The 19,311-nt window shown below is 40.9% G+C and carries 18 protein-coding genes; 5 read left to right on the top strand and 13 right to left on the bottom strand.

The window, feature by feature from the left end; all coding sequences use genetic code 11:
* Positions 1 to 201 precede the first annotated feature (201 nt).
* On the bottom strand, positions 202 to 1,011 hold the full coding sequence (locus P1X15_RS19115) for a hypothetical protein (RefSeq protein WP_277339738.1): 810 nt from the start codon (positions 1,009 to 1,011) through the stop codon (positions 202 to 204).
* Positions 1,012 to 1,293: 282 nt separating this feature from the next.
* On the opposite strand from P1X15_RS19115, the gene P1X15_RS19110 reads away from it, so the two are divergent.
* The gene (locus P1X15_RS19110) at positions 1,294 to 1,884 is read left to right on the top strand and encodes a DUF502 domain-containing protein (RefSeq protein ID WP_277339737.1); all 591 of its coding nucleotides are present in this window, start codon (positions 1,294 to 1,296) and stop codon (positions 1,882 to 1,884) included.
* 3 nt (positions 1,885 to 1,887) lie between these two features.
* Here P1X15_RS19110 and P1X15_RS19105 read toward each other — a convergent pair whose 3' ends face one another.
* The 4 genes from P1X15_RS19105 to P1X15_RS19090 all read right to left on the bottom strand — a co-directional run bounded on the left by P1X15_RS19105 (position 1,888) and on the right by P1X15_RS19090 (position 5,465).
* Positions 1,888 to 3,102, bottom strand: a complete 1,215-nt coding sequence (locus tag P1X15_RS19105; RefSeq protein ID WP_277339736.1) for an MraY family glycosyltransferase — start codon at positions 3,100 to 3,102, stop codon at positions 1,888 to 1,890.
* A 103-nt stretch (positions 3,103 to 3,205) separates the two neighbouring features.
* Positions 3,206 to 3,970 carry a glycosyltransferase family 2 protein gene (locus P1X15_RS19100; protein WP_277339735.1) on the bottom strand — a complete coding sequence of 255 codons (765 nt, stop codon included), beginning with the start codon at positions 3,968 to 3,970 and terminating at the stop codon, positions 3,206 to 3,208.
* Positions 3,971 to 4,012: 42 nt separating this feature from the next.
* Positions 4,013 to 4,588 carry a WcaF family extracellular polysaccharide biosynthesis acetyltransferase gene (locus P1X15_RS19095; RefSeq protein WP_277339734.1) on the bottom strand — a complete coding sequence of 192 codons (576 nt, stop codon included), beginning with the start codon at positions 4,586 to 4,588 and terminating at the stop codon, positions 4,013 to 4,015.
* Complete coding sequence (locus P1X15_RS19090) at positions 4,533 to 5,465, bottom strand: glycosyltransferase family 2 protein (protein WP_277339850.1); 933 nt, start codon at positions 5,463 to 5,465, stop codon at positions 4,533 to 4,535. The genes P1X15_RS19095 and P1X15_RS19090 overlap by 56 nt, the downstream gene beginning before the upstream one ends.
* Before the next feature lie 185 nt (positions 5,466 to 5,650).
* On the opposite strand from P1X15_RS19090, the gene P1X15_RS19085 reads away from it, so the two are divergent.
* Together P1X15_RS19085 and P1X15_RS19080 are read left to right on the top strand one after the other, a co-directional pair.
* The gene (locus P1X15_RS19085) at positions 5,651 to 6,904 is read left to right on the top strand and encodes a 3-phosphoshikimate 1-carboxyvinyltransferase (RefSeq protein WP_277339733.1); all 1,254 of its coding nucleotides are present in this window, start codon (positions 5,651 to 5,653) and stop codon (positions 6,902 to 6,904) included.
* A gap of 74 nt (positions 6,905 to 6,978) precedes the next feature.
* Positions 6,979 to 8,748: an ABC transporter ATP-binding protein gene (locus P1X15_RS19080; RefSeq protein WP_277339732.1), complete on the top strand. Its 1,770-nt coding sequence runs from the start codon at positions 6,979 to 6,981 to the stop codon at positions 8,746 to 8,748.
* Between the two features lie 51 nt (positions 8,749 to 8,799).
* Here P1X15_RS19080 and P1X15_RS19075 read toward each other — a convergent pair whose 3' ends face one another.
* The 6 genes from P1X15_RS19075 to P1X15_RS19050 form a co-directional block, all read right to left on the bottom strand.
* Positions 8,800 to 9,642 carry an endonuclease/exonuclease/phosphatase family protein gene (locus P1X15_RS19075; RefSeq protein WP_277339731.1) on the bottom strand — a complete coding sequence of 281 codons (843 nt, stop codon included), beginning with the start codon at positions 9,640 to 9,642 and terminating at the stop codon, positions 8,800 to 8,802.
* 66 nt (positions 9,643 to 9,708) lie between these two features.
* Positions 9,709 to 11,166 (bottom strand): M20 family peptidase, encoded by a 1,458-nt coding sequence (locus P1X15_RS19070; protein WP_277339730.1) that lies wholly within the window; start codon positions 11,164 to 11,166, stop codon positions 9,709 to 9,711.
* A gap of 145 nt (positions 11,167 to 11,311) precedes the next feature.
* Entirely contained in the window at positions 11,312 to 11,803 is a 492-nt protein-coding gene (locus P1X15_RS19065; protein WP_277339729.1) for a dihydrofolate reductase, read from the bottom strand.
* A gap of 82 nt (positions 11,804 to 11,885) precedes the next feature.
* Complete coding sequence (locus P1X15_RS19060; protein WP_277339728.1) at positions 11,886 to 12,170, bottom strand: hypothetical protein; 285 nt, start codon at positions 12,168 to 12,170, stop codon at positions 11,886 to 11,888.
* A gap of 590 nt (positions 12,171 to 12,760) precedes the next feature.
* A complete protein-coding gene (locus P1X15_RS19055; protein ID WP_277339727.1) occupies positions 12,761 to 14,689 on the bottom strand; it encodes a c-type cytochrome in 1,929 nt (642 codons plus the stop codon).
* Between the two features lie 2 nt (positions 14,690 to 14,691).
* Positions 14,692 to 15,276, bottom strand: coding sequence for a Uma2 family endonuclease (locus P1X15_RS19050; protein ID WP_277339726.1), 585 nt, complete (start codon positions 15,274 to 15,276; stop codon positions 14,692 to 14,694).
* A 63-nt stretch (positions 15,277 to 15,339) separates the two neighbouring features.
* Between P1X15_RS19050 and P1X15_RS19045 the strand changes: the two genes are divergently transcribed.
* Positions 15,340 to 16,152 (top strand): FkbM family methyltransferase, encoded by an 813-nt coding sequence (locus tag P1X15_RS19045; protein ID WP_277339725.1) that lies wholly within the window; start codon positions 15,340 to 15,342, stop codon positions 16,150 to 16,152.
* A 24-nt stretch (positions 16,153 to 16,176) separates the two neighbouring features.
* A complete protein-coding gene (locus tag P1X15_RS19040) occupies positions 16,177 to 17,412 on the top strand; it encodes a glycosyltransferase (RefSeq protein WP_277339724.1) in 1,236 nt (411 codons plus the stop codon).
* Positions 17,413 to 17,559: 147 nt separating this feature from the next.
* On the opposite strand, the gene P1X15_RS19035 is transcribed toward P1X15_RS19040, so the two are convergent.
* Positions 17,560 to 18,462 carry a glycosyltransferase gene (locus P1X15_RS19035; RefSeq protein ID WP_277339723.1) on the bottom strand — a complete coding sequence of 301 codons (903 nt, stop codon included), beginning with the start codon at positions 18,460 to 18,462 and terminating at the stop codon, positions 17,560 to 17,562.
* A gap of 24 nt (positions 18,463 to 18,486) precedes the next feature.
* The gene (locus tag P1X15_RS19030) at positions 18,487 to 19,308 is read right to left on the bottom strand and encodes an SDR family oxidoreductase (RefSeq protein ID WP_277339722.1); all 822 of its coding nucleotides are present in this window, start codon (positions 19,306 to 19,308) and stop codon (positions 18,487 to 18,489) included.
* Positions 19,309 to 19,311 lie beyond the last annotated feature (3 nt).

Genomic DNA, 19,311 nt, shown 5'->3' with positions numbered 1-19,311 from the left:
TCAGTCCGTTTAACCCCTTCAAAAGAGCCATGAAAAAAGTCGTCAAATTACTCTCAGTTGCCCTCGCTGTAAGTGCCGCAGTGTATACTTACAAAAAGATTCAAGCCAAAAAAGCATGATTCTTCATGATTAGGGCAGGTTTCCAAGCCGAAAACATTCGTAGCGATGTTTTCGGCTTTTGATTTTAGGCTTATTTTTCCTCTAGCTATGTACTCCCCCATCTAGTAGCTGGTTTGTAATGCCGTTTCCCAGTATTTTAGCTTTTTTCAAGTTTGAGTTAAGTTCAATTAGCAATTGACTTATTCTAGCATTTTGTTTAGAAAGGTCATGGGTTTGAATCCATTTCAGCAATGTACGTTTTAGAGTTTCTCCACTAAGGGTATCTAATAAAATAGTACTGAAAGAATCGATGAACGAATGAACTATCACCTGATCGGGAAGACTCTGTAAGAGGTCGTCCAATTCGTACAACGCTTCAAACTGACCTGTAGGAACTATCTCGGTAGTATTATCAGAAAGCAAAAGTTCGTGGATTTCTTGCATTACCATTCCTAAAGATTGATTTGAGGCAGCCACTGGTCGTTCTAAACTCTGTTGTGCTTTACGTTTTTCATAGTCTTCTTTTACTTTATTTTGAGCCATTTCTACGAGTTTGGCCTCCGATGTTTCGGAGGGTATTACTGCCCATTTTTTGAAGCTTTCAAAATCTTTGCACTCAAAAAAATCAACACTTACCTCCAACATACGACAAAACGTATCAAGTGTAGCATTATTAAATCTACACTCAGAAGGAATAGAACGCATCTTACGATATGCCTTTTTCAAACTCCCTACCCTTGGTACATTTTCGTAAGGAATTTTGCCATTGGCACCAAAATGTTGTGCAAACCATGCCGCTTGCTGACTTCCTGTAGGAACAACATACGGATGATCCACCACAATAGCTAAGTCCAACAACTTAGCCAACATCCCCATGTGATAGGGAGAATGGAAAGTATTCTTTTTGCGCATATCGATGAATGGTTATTATTTACATACCAACCAAGGAAGTGCGTTTACTATAGACAACTAGTTTTTGAGGGGTAATTGAAAATGTAAAAATGCCGACTCTGACGCTAATATTCAAGTCATTTCATTTCCTTTTCAAGGAAAAATATCTTTTGTTCGTAGTACAACCTTTGAATCTTATTAATGGAACTTCCATTTCTGAATAGCCGTTGACTATTTATCCATAAATCGTAAGCATTACCTACTTATTGTCCGTTGTTGTAAAAAATTTTACTTTCTTTCAAAATGCTTCAGAATAGCATAGTTAAACGCCTCTTAGCTTATTTTGGGCGAGGCTTGGTGCTGGTTGCCCCCACTTACTTTACTTTTATCATTATCAAAGAAGGTATTCGTTATTTAGATAGTATTCTGCCTATTTATATCGATACCAACGAAAAACAGCCCCTTTACTTGCCAGGTTTAGGACTACTTATCATTCTTTCCAGTATTGTACTATTGGGTTTTATTTTTTCGAGGTTTGTCCCGCAGTCTTTCTTTTCATTTGGGGAAGGATTACTTAAAAGAATGCCGCTAGTGAGTCTCATTTACTATGCTATCAAAGATCTTATCACGGCCTTTGTAGGAGACAAAAAGAAATTTAATCAGCCTGTTTTGGTGACAATTAATGTACCTTCTAATCTCAAAAAATTGGGTTTTATTACCCAAAGTGACCTTGCAGACCTAGGTCTTAATGATTATGTGGCAGTGTACTGTCCACATTCTTATGCTTTTTCGGGAGAATTGTTTATTGTACCAAACGCGCAGATAGAAATACTCGACCTATCAAGTACTGATGTAATGAAAATGATTGTTTCGGGAGGTGTTTCGGTCAAGTAAAAACTATAAACCTCTAATGAAGCGGCGTGCCCAAGAATACTTCCCAGGATAACGATTGCCTGCTTTCCAAATATCTGACCATCCTAGGTCTTTTTTGTTTTTCATAGCACGCATTTTAAGAAAATACCCCGCAACTAAATACAAGCAAAAAAGACCTACTAACACAAAAAACGCTTGTGTATTGGTAATGTATTTGAAGGTAAGAAAGTACCCTATCACGTTGATGATAGTCATACTCCAAAACGTCAATGAAGTTTGAAAGTGCGTAAGCCCATTGTCCAGCAATACATGGTGCATGTGATTACGGTCTGCTTTGAAAGGCGAGCGCTTATTAAGAATACGTACCAAGAATACCCGAAGTGTATCAAAAATAGGCACAATCAATAGCACAACCGCCAATACAGGCGCGTTAAAAAATGCATTAGTATCATGAATGTAAGTCACGTTGAGTCTGATGAATTTTACGGCAAAAAAAGCCAGTAAAAAACCTACAATCAATGACCCTGTATCACCCATGAATATTTTGCTGGTTTTAGAAAAATTAAACCGCAAAAATCCTAGTAAGGCGCCCGACATCGAAAAAGCCATACAGGCCATCGAGAAATGGTGATTCATCAAAAACCACGTTCCGAAACTAAGCCCTGCAATAAAAGCAATACCGCCTGCTAGCCCATCAACGCCATCGATGAGATTGAGGGCATTGATAAGGGCAATAAAAATAAAAATAGTAAAAGGGATACTTATAATATCTGGAATATGATACCATCCAAATATCCCAAAAAAGTTGTCTACTTTTAGTCCGCCTAAAAGAATCAAAGTAGATACAGCCAATACCTGCAACAACAACTTTTTGTTGGGGTCAAGCACCAATATATCATCTTTAAGCCCTAAAAAAAACAATATTGTTAAGCCTACCACTGCCAAGCTCGTAAGGTAAGCATCGGTCTGTTCGTTGGTATGAGGCCAAAGAAAATGAGCGATTAGTAAGGAAGCATAGATAGCGATTCCACCAAACTCGGGAGTTTCTTGTTGGTGAGAGCTTCTAAAGTTGGGTTTTTTCTTCAACTCCAACAATCCGCTAATATTGATAATCACCGGAATTGATGTAACGGCCACGGCACACGCCACCAAAAAAGAGATAAAACACTGATATACTTCGTGTTCAAGTATATTTTGGTACTGTGTTCGTAGGACGTCTATCAGTATATCTGCATTCATAATAATTATTCCATTTGCCTCAATGTCTTCATAACTTGAAGACAAAAATTATAAAAATAAGGTTGCCGAACAAAAAAGGCATTCGAAATTACGATTCAATTTATTATTCGGTACGCTTTGGTTTATCAACAAATTGTAAAACTTTTCGAATAGGTTTGAGCCAAGTTGTAAACCAGTAAGGATGTAAGTCATTTAGGGTCCAAGCTCGTCGATCATTTTTATTGGCATCAAAACGATTGCTAATTGTACTATTGCTTACTCCTCCTATTCTCATGTGCGTTGTCACCTCTGCCAAATATGCCGTAGTGACTTGGTTTTTGTAAAGTATTCTCAACATCAACTCATAATCGGCCGCACTTCCGAGGTCTGTCCGATAGCTTCCGTACTTCTTATAAGACGCAGTCCGTAAAAAAAACGTTGGATGAGGCGGCATCCAGCCATATAAAAAGTTTTGTCTTTTATAAGCCCCAGACTTCCAATATCGCTTTACGGCCGTTTTATCTAAAGAATCTACGTATAACAAATCCGCATAGATGCTGTCAGCTTGGGTTTTTGTAAAAGTATTTACAACCTTTTCGATGACTGACGAATCTCGATAAAAATCATCGGCGTTTAGGATACCAATCACATCACCAGTTGCTAGACTAATACCTTTGTTCATTGCATCATAAATTCCCGCATCCTTTTCGGATAAAAATACAGCAATTTTCGTGCCGTAACTCCTTACAATTTCTGGAGTAGAATCTGTTGATTTACCATCAATAACGATATATTCAATATCTTTATATGACTGATTTACAACCGATTCTATACAGTCTTTGATAGTCTTTGCTCCGTTATATACTACTGTGATAATACTTACTTTCAAACCTTTTGGCTACGTTTAATGACTTACAGGGAAATAATTACTTTAACTTTCAATTTTGCGCTCTCTGATATATTGAGCTGGGTTTCCTTGATAAATTCCGTAAGCTTTTAAGTCGTGTACTGCTACCGAATTTACCGCTAAAACAGCATGTGAATGGCACGTAACATGCGGGCATACAATCGCTTTCGCCCCAATCCATACCCCTTCTTCTAATACTATTTTTCCCACCTTCAAATCAAATTTAGTGTTTTTATAATCATGATTCCCAGTAAGCAGCATCGCCCCTTGAGACAAGCAAACATTTTTGCCTAAAGTTACTTCTACTAGATTGTCTATCCATACGTCTTCTCCTATCCAGACGTAATCATCTACTATAAGTAACCAAGGATACTTAATATTTACTTTAGGCTTCACCATTACGCCACGTCCTATTTTAGCACCAAACCACTTCAAAATCAACAACTTAATCCATACTGGAACAGGCAAATATGAATTAATAAAAATAGGATTTATCAAAAACCATAATACATTTTTTAAGAAAGGTGGCTGTTTATACCAACTATTATCGTACTTCGACAGGTCGGTTTTGAGCCGCTGTGAGGTCTTTTCCGTATTCATTTTTAAAGAAGTCAATGATAGCTTGTTTGTCGTGTCCTACTCTGTGATAAACTTCGTATATCTTAGCATCTACCAAAAATCGATACCATAGGCCTTGTAAAAAATGCCACATCAGGCCCTTTGTTCCATCCAAAAAGCCTAACTTCACAAAATATCTATAAAAAAAATACGCAAACGGACGAGTAAAGAGGGGTAAAGAAGCATATTTATGCTTCAAGAAGCGCTTACGTTGCTCTTGGGTACCAAACAACTTAGGTATAACGCGTTCGGCGTCTCCAAAATTATATTTTATATCTAATAAATCAATGACCTCACGAATGGCATAGTTATTGTGCTTTTGGGTCCACCAAGTAAGGTTATTGAGATTGTGATCGACGATGTCGTTCTGAAATTGCATCGTTTGCCCTTCAGAAAGTTTAATATGTTCATCCATCCACAGCTCTTCACAAATTCCCTGCCCTTTTCTCCAAATCCGTAACAGCCATATGGGATAATATCCGCCACGTCTTATCCAATGATTCATAAACATTACCCGCCGCTTCACATACACCCCTGAGACAGCTGAATCTAAAGAAGTGATTTTGGTTTTGATTTCGTGGGCGAGTTCGGGAGTGACATATTCATCCGCATCCATACGCATGAGCCACTTGGTCTCAAACGGGATGTTTTCTATCCCAAAATTAAACTGTACCGCATACGTAATCCAAGGATTATACACTACTTTAGCGCCAAGTGACTCGGCAATGCTCACTGTACGGTCGGTAGAGCCCGAATCCACAATAAAAACCTTGTCGGTAAAAGGCATCAAACTTCGAATACACCTCTCAATGTGTTTTTCTTCGTTGTATGTCAGTATAATAACCGAAATATCATTCATGGTAGATGACATAATCAAGTTGCAAATTGTACTTTTTTATGTTGAAAAGCAAAAAAATGCCTTTAACTTTGTAAAATTATCATACGAGTAGCACGCTAAACGGTAAGCTGTTGACACAAGGGCTTCTGTATTTTAATTGTGTTATTTTGTGATACCTAGCGATTCTCGTCCAACGTCACTTTTTCATGAAATCCATTACAGTTTACCCACCTTCTCAACCCATCCGTGCTGAAATCCAGTTAGCTTCTTCCAAAAGCGAAAGCAATAGAGCATTGATAATCAATGCCCTCACTGGATTTAAAGGAAACTTAGAAAATCTTTCGTCTGCTCGCGATACCCAAACCATGCTCCGCCTTCTCCAATCTCCAGAAGCCATTGCGGATGTCTTAGATGCGGGTACAACTATGCGTTTCCTTACAGCCTACTTTGCGGTAACAGGCCAACACAAAACCATGACCGGAACTCCTCGTATGTGTGAGCGCCCTATTGGAATTTTGGTAGATGCGCTCCGCACTTTAGGAGCCGATATTAGTTATCAACAAAAGGAGGGTTATCCTCCTACTCTCTTGCAAGGATTCAATTATACGGGGCAAAACTGGGTGAAAGTCAGAGGCGATGTAAGTAGCCAATATATCTCGGCCTTACTGATGATAGGGCCTACGTTACCAGAAGGAATTGTATTGGAACTAACAGGCGAAATAGGCTCTCGCCCTTATATCGAAATGACGCTCCAACAGATGCGTGCTTTTGGAGTAGAATCCCTCGCTGATTGGGATGCCAAAACTATTACTGTTCTTGCAAAACCCTATTTTCCCTGCACTTATCAGGTAGAATCTGACTGGTCGGGAGCAAGCTATTGGTATAGTTTAGTAGCCCTTGCGCCCGAAGCGGAAGTAGAATTGCTGGGCCTCAAAGAACACTCGCTACAAGGTGATAGTGCGATTGTAGCTATCATGGAATACATGGGGGTTAAGAGCACGTTTACAAACCGAGGCGTTTTACTTTCCAAAATTCCCGCTTCTGCTGCTTTTGAATGGGATTTTACTGATTGCCCTGATTTAGCCCAAACTGTAGCCGCTTGCGCTGTAGCCAAGGGAATTACGGTAACGATGACGGGAATTGAAAGCCTCAAAATCAAAGAAACAGACCGCGTCAGTGCCCTTCAGACAGAATTACCAAAAATCGGGGGTGAATTAGTAGAAATAAAAACCAACGAGGTGTATGAAGTACGAAGACGTACCCCTCTGGACAATACAAATGTTCTACCTCACATTGATACTTATGATGACCACCGTATGGCTATGGCTTTCGCTCCCGTCGGGATGTGTTTTCCTGTGACTATTGCGGAGCCGCACGTAGTAGCCAAATCATATCCAAGTTTTTGGGAAGATTTACAAAAAGTTACCACACTTCAATCAACCCCTGCTTTTGCTGAATAGCATAAGCAGTTATTTTCTCCTATCTTTCCCAAAAAGATTGTTTTTGGGAAAGATAGTCTTACATTTCATCAGCCATGCAAAATCCCTATTTCTCGTTGCTTCGCACTGCTTGGCGGTATGCACGCCAACAAAAAGGGCGTTATCTGTTGATATATAGTCTATTTGTATTAGCAAATGTTGTTTTCGCGCTCAATCCCCTCATTTATGGGTGGTTTATTGAGGCCATCCAAAAAGAAGGCACTGGAGTGTTAAAACACGTGTGGATGTATGCGGGCAGTTATCTATTTTTGATGTTGCTTGAATGGGCTTTTCATGGCCCTGCACGCGTCATGGAGCGCGAGTTAGCATTCAATCTAAGTCGCAATTTTTTGGATGAAATGTATCATCAGGCGCTTCACTTACCCGTACGTTGGCATCAAGACCATCACAGCGGAGCTACTATCAACCGTATTCGTAAAGCCTACGAAGCCTTGAAAGATTTCTTCCAAAATGGCTTTATGTTTTTACACGCTTTCTCTAAGTTTATATTCTCTTTTGTAGCCATTCTTTATTTTTCTCCTTTTTATGGGGGGATAGGGGTATTGATAGGTGGCTTTACGGTCTGGATTATTTTTAAGTTTGATAAACCTTTTATCAAAGCTCTCGACGAAACCAACGAAAAAGAACACGTGGTATCTTCTACGCTGTTTGATAGCCTTTCTAATATTATCACGGTGATTACCCTACGCCTTGAAAAAAGAATGCAAAATAGCTTGTTGGGAAAAGTAGCGGAGGTATTTCCTCCTTTCCGACGTACGGTGGTAATCAATGAATGGAAATGGTTTGTGGCGAGCGTCTTGATTGGTGTTATTTATGTGGTGGTGGCGGTAGGTTATGTATACGAACATTATGTTCCCAATGAGGTATTTCTAGTAGGCGGCTTAGTTACTCTGTTAGGCTATGTCAATCAGTTTACGAGCGTGTTTCAAGATGTCGCTTGGCAATACACCGAAATCATTCGCTATAATACCGACTTCCAAACGGCTCGTAGCATCGGGGAGGCATATACTCAACAGCATCGCCCCGAAACTACGGATGTACTTCCTCCAAATTGGCAAGAGATACAAATACAGAATTTGAATTTTTCGCATCAACAAACTTACGACGCCCAACATAGAGCGCATAGCCTTCATGACCTTCGGATTCGTATCAAGCGAGGTCACAAAATCGCTTTTATCGGTGAAAGCGGTAGTGGAAAAAGCACATTGCTTGCCTTGCTTAGGGGGCTTTACGAGCCAGAAAAAGGTGTTTTTGTCAGCATTGACGGCCAAAATTTCAACGGTTTGGAATCGCTCACGGATACTGTGACTCTTTTTCCACAAGAACCCGAAATCTTTGAAAACACCATTGAATACAATATCACTTTAGGACTTCCTTTTGAAGAATCCGACATTAGGGAAGTGTGCGCTACCACGCAGTTTGCTGAAGTAGTGGGTCAGTTACCAAATGGACTTCAATCCAATATCCAAGAAAAAGGCGTTAATCTCTCTGGAGGGCAAAAACAGCGTCTTGCCTTGGCACGGGGTGTGTTGGCCGCTCGTAGTAGTGATATTGTACTGCTCGATGAGCCTACAAGTAGTGTTGACCCAAAAACAGAAGTATTGATTTATGACCAACTCTTTGAGGAATTTAAAGGAAAAGCCGTACTTTCTTCATTGCACCGCTTACACTTGCTTGCCAAGTTTGATTATGTCTATATTTTACAAAATGGGCGGATTGTGGATGAGGGTACTTTTGAAAATTTACGTCAACAAAGTACCATTTTTCAGGATTTATGGCGGCATCAAGAAAAATTAAAAGCTTAAGACTTTCCAAATTTTAAAAATTTGGAAAGTCTTAAGCTTTTAAAAAAAATATTATTGAATTACTACTTTAGCTACTACAGGCTGATGGTCTGAAGGATAACGCTGGTCTTTGGCATCAGTCAAAACTCCGTATTTCAATACCGATACTTTGGGGCTAGTAAAAATATAATCGATGCGATTTTTCATGGGCGCATCAAATTTAAAGGCATTAAACGTACCTTCTGGGCCATAAGGAGCTTGTTGGGATACTTTTTTGGAATCACTAAGCAAAGTCTCTATCTCCTTGATTTGTTCAGTGTCGGGAGTAGAATTAAAATCTCCTACTAAAATTACAGTCTCATTTTTGGCGATTTCTTTAATTTTCTGAACCATCAATTTTCCCGATTGACGCCGTGCTTCTACCCCTTGGTGGTCAAAGTGAACGCTGAAAAAGTAAAAAGTCTTTTTGGTGTTTGTATCTTTGAATTTTATCCAAGAACAAATACGATTACAGCAAGTCGCATCCCAGCCTTTAGATGGCTTGTCAGGAGTTTGACTCAACCAGAAGTTGCCAGACTCTAACACATTAAAACGGTCTTTTTTGTAAAAAATAGCCGAATGCTCACCTGCCTGCTGCCCGTCGTCGCGACCGGCGCCAAAAAAGGCAAACTCTTTTAGCTCAGCAATATCATCAAGCTGACCTCTAAGCCCTTCTTGAGTGCCAAAAATATCGAACTCATGATAACGTATAAGCGCTTTAACATCTTCCTTACGATTAGGCCAAGCATTGACACCGTCATTGGCCGTATTGTAACGTAGATTATAAGAAGCTACTATGACAGGTGTATTTTTTTGAGCAAAACTAAATTCTACAAAGAGGCTCAATACTAGAAGAAAGCAAATAGATTTGTTCATAGAAATTGGGGGTTGAATGATTTTCAAAGGTAAAAGGATGAATTCAAACCATCTACCCACCAAATGTTAACTACCTTTTATCAATTCCACATAAAACCTAACAACATTTTTAAAATCGTCAACATTGATTCGTTCGTTGGTACCATGGGGCCGTTTGAGGTCTTCTTCATTCATACGAACTGGCATAAAACGATACAAATTCGTGCACACATTCCGATAATAACGCGCATCCGTAGCCCCCAACACCAAATAAGGAGCCACAATTGCGTCAGGGAAACACCCTTTGATAGTGCGATGTAAAGCCCTAAACCCTACCGTAGCAGTATCTGAAATCGGCGAAGGCTCCGAATCAAATTGACTGATTGTCTCTACCGAAATTTTATCATTAGCTATTGTTTTTTTGACATATGCCATCACTCCTTTCACAGAATCTCCTGGCAAGATTCGGAAGTTGATTTTAGCTACTGTCTCTACGGGCAATACATTGTCTTTCACCCCACCTTGGATAACCGTAGGCGCTATACTTGTCCGAACCATCGCATTGCCTGCATTTGTTTGAGCCAAAATATCCACAATCACGGAACTCAACAACCACCGATTAGCCATCGCTAGCTTTGTAGCAAAGGGCATTTCAGGCGCTAAATAATCTTGTAAATAACTCGCAGCTCCCCCCAATTTGGCAGGAAAAGGATTTTTTTGAAGTTTATCAATCGCTTCAGCAAGTATGCCAATACTCGTTTGAGCAGGAGGCATTGATGAATGTCCGCCTTCCCCAAGTGCTGTCAACTTTAAAGTAGTATATCCTTTTTCAGCAATTCCAATCAAAGCCACAGGTTTTGTAATTCCCGATACACCATCTATTTTGATAGTGCCGCCTTCATCCATAACATACTCAAGCTGTACTTTTTGTTTTTCGAGCAATGCCGCTATCTGCTGCGCCCCATACCTACCCGACACCTCCTCGTCGTGCCCAAACGCTAAATAAATACTCCGCTCAGGTTGGGTCCCTTCTCGAAGCATGTACTCTACGGCTTCCAATATCCCAATCACTGTTACTTTATCGTCCAAAGTCCCCCTACCATACACAAATCCCTCTGCCACATCGCCCGCAAAAGGTCGATGTTTCCACATCTTTTCGGTACCTTGCACTACAGGTACTACATCATAATGCCCCATCAAAAGCGCAGGCTTTAGATTTGTATTTTTTCCCTTCCAGTAATATAAAAGTCCGTAGGTATTGACCCGCTCCAAGCTAAGATGCTGATGAACTTTAGGATACGTATAAGCCAAAAATGCTATAAACTTCTCAAATTGGGTACTGTCCATCAGCGATACATCTTCGTAAGAGACTGTGCGAAATTGGATCGCTTGCGACAAATGCGTAATCACCGAATCGTTCACACTCAACGATTTCATAGGAACCACATCTGTCATTTGTTTGGAAGAAATCCGAAACGTATTAAAGAGCAAAACCACTATCAATAGCAGCAAAACAATCCCCAACAAGCGTACAATTTTTTTCATAAAATGTGGCACGGACAACCTGTCCGTAGTTATATCCGATTATCCCTTTCCACCCTGTCCGTCGTTATCTCCAAACCTTATTACATTCTCTTAATCTGGACTATAGTTAAAACTTATTAGCTACCTCACCTTCAATAGCATAACGCTATTTACGAACTAATTCTACAAAATCAAATCCTACGGCATGTTTTTCATCTGGTAAATAGGAAACACGATTTATCTCTTGCCAATCATTTTTTTGGGGAATCTCAAAATAAGCATCACCTTCAAAATCGGCTCTCACTTCGGTCAAATAAATTTTATGAGCATAAGGCGTAAACAAACGATAAATCTCCGCTCCTCCAATCACAAAAGCTTCGTCTGCGCCTGTATTTTGAGCGGCAGTGATAGCCTCTTCAACCGAACTCACCACAATAACACCCTCAAAATGCCAGTCAGTATTTCTGGTAATTACGATAGAAGTTCGGTTAGGCAAAGGCTTGCCAATGGATTCAAAAGTCTTACGACCCATCATAATCGGGTGCCCTGTTGTGAGTTTTTTAAATAGTTTGAGGTCATTGGGCAAATGCCATATCAATTGATTGTCACGACCAATCACGCCGTTTTGTGCCACGGCCACGATAAAAGAAATTTGCATGGGAAAAGCTGTACTTTAAAAATTTTGAATCTTCCTCTTATCAAGTTTAGTATTTCATCTGGTTGTATTAAAGTAATAGTATTTACTTTGACTCTTTGGTTTTGTATTTTTGATTGGGGTGATTGTCATGGTATAATTTAACCAAACGCTCCATTTCAATCATTCTCGGAATAATTCTATTGATTAAATGTCGAGTTGATTTTCCAACTCTTTTAGCAATTTCCTCTAATGACATGTATTCATGTGCACACACTTGTTCAATAAAAGCGATTAATTCTTCATTTGTAAGTCGTTTTTTATTAGAACTATCCTCATTAGAACTATCCTCACTTGAACTATCCTCATTAGCTCTGTACTGCTTATTCAAATGATATGGTAGTCCAGCGGCCTTTGTTATCGGATACAAGTAAGACGATACCAAATGGTTTTTCCTTTTTCCAATTAAGCAAAAACTCGCTGTATATCAGTAACTTACTAAAATTTCCTTTTTCTAATTAAGCAAAACTACCTCTCATTTTTTTCGCGTTTTTTTTCTCTTTTTTAGCCGTTGTTGGTATTTTCACCACCAACCTTCTTTCCGCGTCGCAAAACACCACCAAAGACATCAACCATAATCTTTCAATAATTGTTAGTTCATTGATAAAAGCACCAACAAGGGCATAATATTTCTACCATTTCCTTTTTCTAATTAAGCAGAAACCGCCTCTATATCAATATTTTAACAAATTATTCCTTTTTCTAATCAAGCAAAAATAGACGTGGCAAAACGACTTTAATTCTTACCAAAGATAACAAAAAGTTCTGGTCGAAGAATCCTTTCACTGTCTCTCCACCGTTCAGCTACACATTGCATTATCACTTTATGAATACTTTCTTTCCTCCAAAACTAAACAAAAAATAAAAGCGTAGACCTGTATCAAACAAGACTACGCTTTGGAGAATGATGAAAGCTCTTGCTTAAGGCTTAGGAGCCGACTTAGGCGCGAGTGAGTTGATCCAAGCCGCAATTTTGAGTGCTTCATCACGCGGCACCTGTGGCATAGGTGCCATCGGTGTAGCATAATCAGGCCAGTTTTGAGGCTTAGGATTGTAGATAAGTTCTACGATTTTTTCGTTTGAATATTTGCGCTTAGCCACTTCAGTATAGGCCGGGCCTACTTGGCGTTTGTCAACCGCATGACAGGCCAAACAAGTATTTTTAGCCAACAAAGGTTTTACTTCTTCAAAAGTAGGCACCTTACTAGTAGTTGCTTTGGCAGTAGTTTTAGTCTCAGTAGTTTTGGTAGGAACAGCGGTAGATTTAGTGCTTACTTCTGTCAACTTGAGCTTCTCTCCGTCAGGGATTTGATTGAGGGTGTAGTAGGCCGTAGGGTGTACCAATGACCAATACAAACCTGCCGAACGAAGTCCATCTAATTTGATTTCATGAAGGTATGTCTCACGAAGATTATCTACGATGATGCGCGCCTTCAACCCATCTTCTGATACTTTCACCCCTTTCACTGCACACTTGGCTTCGTTGACAGTAGGACTTCCATAAACCGGGTGATATTTGTAAGTAAAACTACGAACTGCGTAAGAAGCTAAGTTTTGAGCTGATTTTTTATCAACTGGCAACGTAAATTCAACTTCAAAACCATCAGGCATTGCTCTTACTGCCTTCATTTCAAAAGGTGTTTTGCCAGTCCATACCAATCGTTGCAGGCCTTGATTGGCATCTCCTGCCGAGCCCCAGCCACGGTTGGTTTCACCGATATACAATGAACCGCCGTCGTTTGCCCAAGCCATCCGCAATACACCCGATTGGAATCCCGAACGGAAATCAAACGCCGCACCTTGGTATTCTCCTTTTACTTTTTCCAAGAAAACACGCATTACTTTACTTTGCCCTTGGTCTCCTACAAACAGCTGCCCATTGAAAGGGCCGAAGTTGCCATTGGTTTGGTCAGCAATGATTTCAGCGTTAGAAATACCCAAGATTCCGTGAGGAAGCCATACAGCAGGTAGTTGGGTTTCGGGGTATTTTTTCTTCATATCTGCCAATGTCAAAAACTTCTCATTCTGAACGTTTTCGGGCTTGATAGCATTGCCGTTTTTATCGCGAGTTTTGCGGGGATCAACCGTCGCATATACTTGGTCTTGGGTAATTTTGAGGGGCGAGCCTGGGAGGGTATTAGCCCATTTCAAACCTGCAGGGTGCCCCATAAAAGCACCTTTTTTGGCGTGCCAAATACCACCCGAGCCAATCCAGTCACCTTGGTTGTCATCATAAAACAACTCCCCGTCAATCATCCCAAGTCCGCAGGGAGAACGTACACCCGTAGCCCAAGGCTCCATTTGGCCGTCAGGGGAGATTTTAAAAATCCATCCACGCAAAGGCCGACGGCTTTCGCCTGCCCACCATTCTTCATCTCCAAAGGCCACATTTCCGGACACAAAAAATGAACCATCAGGAGCGATTTTAGGGCCGAAACTATATTCATGATAGTGTGCCGAAAGTGGCCAAGCATAGATAGTCTCATAAGTATCAGCTTTGCCATCATGGTCTTTATCAATGAGCTTTGTAAGCTCACCACGTTGGGCACAGATTAATGCACCATTTTGATAAGCCAAGCCCAAAATTTCGTGTAAGCCTGAAGCAAATTTGCGAAAGTAGGGTTTTGGACCACTGGGATTGTCGAGCATCCATACATCACCTCGACGAGTTGCTACGGCCAAACGACCATCGGGTAGTGTCACCATTCCTCCAACTTCCAGTAACACACCTTCGGGGACAGGTGGCGTCACAATTTTGTAAAAGTCTTCTTCGGAAGGAGATTCTTGACCAAAAGCCAGCGAGAGGCTCAAAGCAAGAGTGGTAAGGGTGCTAAAAACGCGTTTTTTCATTATTACTCTATTTCTAATATATTGGTTAATACTACTTCAAAATCGACAAGTACATCTTCGCCTGTTAGTTTTTCTGAGAAAGGAATGATCATAACTTTATGGTCGGCCCGATAAACATAAGTTTGTTGCTCACTCATCGCAATCAGCCAAGCCAAACGTACTCCATTTTTTATCCAGTGTTCCATTTTATGTTTTAGCTCTTGCAGATTATCCGTATCTGATTCAAGCTCTAATACAAAATCGGGTGCAAGATAAGGAAACGATTTCTTTTCTGCGGAAGAGAGTTGTTGCCATTTTTCTAATCGAATCCAAGCTACATCAGGAGCACGCATTGATCGGTCGGCCAAAAAAAAACCGCCGTTAGAATCAACCACCTTTCCAGCTTTGGTACGGCGATTCCAAATTACAAATTCCGCATTGAGTTCACTATTGTTTGAACTCGTAAGAAGATGAGTTGGCGACATATCAATAAATATTTGACCATTCTCGTCACGCTCTACCCGAAGTTCTGGATTGGCTTGGCAAAACACCACCAATTCTTCGTCGGTCAACTGCTCACGGGTCGGTATGTTTAGTGGAATTACCATCAATACACTGCTGATTGTCGAATAGTTGAACAAAGATATAGAATGATTCTGTAATTTTGCTTCATGCTTGCTTTCAGATATTTGTTCAAACACACTTTTCATACGCTACGCAGCCGAGCGGGGCGGGCCTTGTTGCTTTTGTTTTGGAAATACGGACACCGTCCTCGTTATCAGACTACTAAGGTACGTTTTGGGCGTTATCAATTTGAAGTTCCAGATGCCTTTTCGTGGCTTTGGCAATATGAAGAAATCTACGTGGAAGAATTTTACAAATTTGAATCTTCCTCCCCTACTCCTGTTATTTACGACTGTGGAGCCAATGTAGGCATGAGTGTTTTGTATTTTAAAGAACTTTATCCGCAAGCTCGTATCAAGGCTTTTGAAGCAGAACCTTCGATTGCGACTTACTTAACCCAAAATCTCAAAGCAAACGGCATCACTGATGTAGAGATTATTCAAAAAGCCGTTTGGAAAGATCCTCATGGCGTTTGGTTTGGAGAAGGCCAAGCCGACGACGCCTCTATTTATGGCGAAGGCAAAAAAAAACACATCCCTTCCGTGAGGCTCCGCGATCAACTAGCCGCCGAGGTTCAAGTAGATTTCTTAAAAATCGACATCGAAGGGGCCGAAATCGAAGTCATTCCTGACTGTGCGGATGTACTCGACCGTGTACAACATCTTTTTGTCGAATTTCACGCTTATTTAGGTCAGCCTCAGGCATTGGCAAATGTTATAGAGGTAATCGAGCAAGCCGGATTCCGTTATTATATTGACACCAATCAGCACCGCCGCTCGCCTTTTATGAATCATCGCTATCGCAACAATGATGTCATGGATTTGCAACTGAATATTTCGGCTTGGCGGCCTCATGTCTAGCTTTTTATTCCAATCATCACCGCTTTGAAAGTCGTTCATGTAAGCACATATCATCGGTTTGGAGGAGCAGCGATTGCCGCTTTACGCTTGCATCACGCCCTGCGCTTAGAGGGCGTAGATTCGGCACTACTCGTCCAAGACTCTGACCGTCCCGAAAGCGACGTAGCCGCAGTTGCTGAGGGATTTTTTTCTAAAAAAATCGCTTTCGGGCGTTTTGTAGCCGAACGGCTCTACTTTTCGTTGAAAGAAAAAGACAAAAGTCTGCGTTTTCATTTCTCTCCTCTGTGGACGGGGACTGATATATCTACTCACCCTCTTATTCAAGCAGCCGACATCATCCATTTGCATTGGATTAACTTTGGATTTCTATCTCTTCGCTCCCTAGAAAAACTATTTTCTTTGGGCAAACCCGTCATTTGGACTATGCACGATATGTCTACTTTTACAGGAGGCTGTCATTATAGTCGCGAGTGTCAGCATTATCTTACGCATTGTCATCACTGTCCTTATCTCAAGCATCCAAGTACTACGGATTTGTCGTATCGGGTTTTTGAAAAAAAATCACAGTTATTCCAAAAAGCAAACCTTACTTTAGTCTCTCCTAGTAAATGGTTAGCGGACTTAGCACAGCATGCAGCCTCTACTCGGCATTTACCAGTATATGCTATCCCTAATCCTATTGACCTCCAAGTTTTTAAACCCGAAAACACGAAAGATGAACTAGGGCTAGACCCTCATAAGAAATGGATTCTTTTTGCGGGAGTCAATACCCAAGACCCACGCAAAGGCTTTGCTTATTTCAAAGCGGCCACTCATCTGCTCACTGACCACGCGCACGAATGGGGCGTTGTGGTGTTTGGCAAAACCTCTCCCGAAGGCCTGAATGATTTGGGACTAGAAGTAAAATCTCTAGGAAGCTTGCCTGCTCACGAAGTTACGAAAGTGTATCAGGCGGCTGATGTGATGGTAGTTCCTTCACTAGAAGACAATTACCCCAATACGGTCATAGAAGCAATGGCTTGCGGCACGCCTGTGGTAGGTTTTGATACGGGTGGAATCCCCGAACAGATTCTTCATCTCCGCACCGGCTATGTGGCGCAACTTCATTCGGCAGAAGATTTAGTGCGCGGGGTTCGGTTTGTTTTAGAAAATGAGAACTATACTTCTCTCAGTGAAGAAAATGTAAAAATAGTGGCCCAACGCAACGCTTTTGAAATAGTAGCAAGGCAGTATCAGAGGCTCTATGACAAATGTGTCTGATCATTGTTTATCCTGTAAATGTAAAGTCGGAGACTTTATCCCATTTTCGTCCCGACAGAATGTCGAGACGAGCAATAGTTAAACTATCATTTGGGGCAAAAAATGGCGATACGTCTCCGACGCTCTAAAATCTTCTGAATCTTTATTTTATACCAACGTAAAGGGATTGATATTATATCTGTGCCAATTGATAACACGTCGATACAAACTTGGACTAAAGTAATGATACACATTTCGAATCACAGCATCGTCGGGCAAGAGGATATCAGGCAAAACGACGGGTGTCTCGTGCATTTCGCCTCCTTTTAAGCTATGTTCGTTGGTACCGCTGCCATCGTAGCCAAGGTGTGTAATTTTGGATTTAGTGGGATGTAAGCAATAAGTCCCTGTTTTGTAATGATGATAAGTCCATCGTACGGCCCACGACTGTATCATACCATGACGCTGCTTGATAAGCATCGGCAACAAATCAGGTCCTGCTTTGGTAAATTCTCGTTTTTGGTCAGGAGATGCCAAGAAACTTGCAAAATCTTGAACCTCCCAATCCGTTTTCTGCCAACGGTCTTTCCAAGTTCCCCATCCCCAAGAGCTCCCTCTCGGAATCAACAACACATCTTTGGTATAAGCATTTGGAATCTGAAAAGGATAAATATAGCCCGTTACAGAGCAAATGAGAGGGTCGTCGGCATAACGCGCAAGTGACTGATTCATAAACAATAAAAAATCAGAAGTACACAGCAAGTCATCTTCCATGATGATGGCTCTATCATAACTCTCAAATACCTGCGACACCCCCGCAATCACCGATTTGGCTAGTCCCGAATTAGTAATTGATTCATGAATAATAAGGTTTTTAAAACCCGTAATTTGTTTTACAAAATCCCTTACTGCTTGTACTTTTTGTAGGTCGTCAGGGGTATTTTTGGGACCATCTACAAACACAATCAGCGTACTATCAGCCGCCAAGGGGTTTTGTTGAAGACAAGCTACCGTCTGTTGCAAGAGCGAAAGTCGATTATAACAAAAAAGGACAACGGGTGCGAGTTCCATTGAGATACGATTGAGTCACAAAGTCTATTGGTCGGTAGTTTTGATGGTATAGTTTTTGGTAAGTTGCCACAACAACGCAGGCGCAAAACGCTTTAGATATGTACCTAAAGTTTCTTTAAATCCTGCTATTACAATTTCGTTTTTGCCTGATTTTAGAGCATTTACCATTTTGTGAGCACATACTTGTGCCGAAATTCCATTGGCTTGGTTTTGGTCCATTTTACCAAAGGGTTTACCATCTTTACCAATGGCATTGATAGAAATGTTGGTTTTGATATAACCCGGACAAGCCACCGTTACTTGGATACCTTCACGCCATACCTCACCACGCAGCGCATCAAAGAAACCTTGAATGGCATGTTTGGAAGCACTATAAAAAGTACGATAAGCCGTGCCGATTTTACCACTTACGCTACTTGTCACGAGTATTCCGCCTGATTTTTGGGCAAGCATATAAGGCAATACTTCCCGCGTCAGCAATACCACACTTGTAAAATTGGTATCCATTAATTTTTGAAAATCAGAAGGAGCAATATCCAGAAACTTCTCCCTTTGGCTAATTCCGGCATTGGGTACGAGTATGTCTATTCTTCCAAAATGCTCGATTACGGTTTGGGCATATGCTTTAAAGGCTGCGGGCAGAAGCATATCCATCGGTAGAAGCAATACCATTTCTTCGGCCAAATGAAGGTCTTTTTTCACACGCTCTAGTTCTTCTTTTCGCCGCGCCGACAATACCAATTTGGCTCCTTCTTTGGCAAATTCATGTGCTAAAGCCTCCCCTATTCCCGATGATGCACCTGTTATCCACACTACTTTGTGGGTAAGGTCATTTATTTTGCTCATTAT

This window comes from Runella sp. MFBS21 (assembly GCF_029433105.1).
Taxonomy (GTDB): domain Bacteria; phylum Bacteroidota; class Bacteroidia; order Cytophagales; family Spirosomataceae; genus Runella.
The sequence above is the reverse complement of the archived record's forward strand: the minus strand, read 5'-3'. Positions and strand labels throughout refer to the sequence as shown.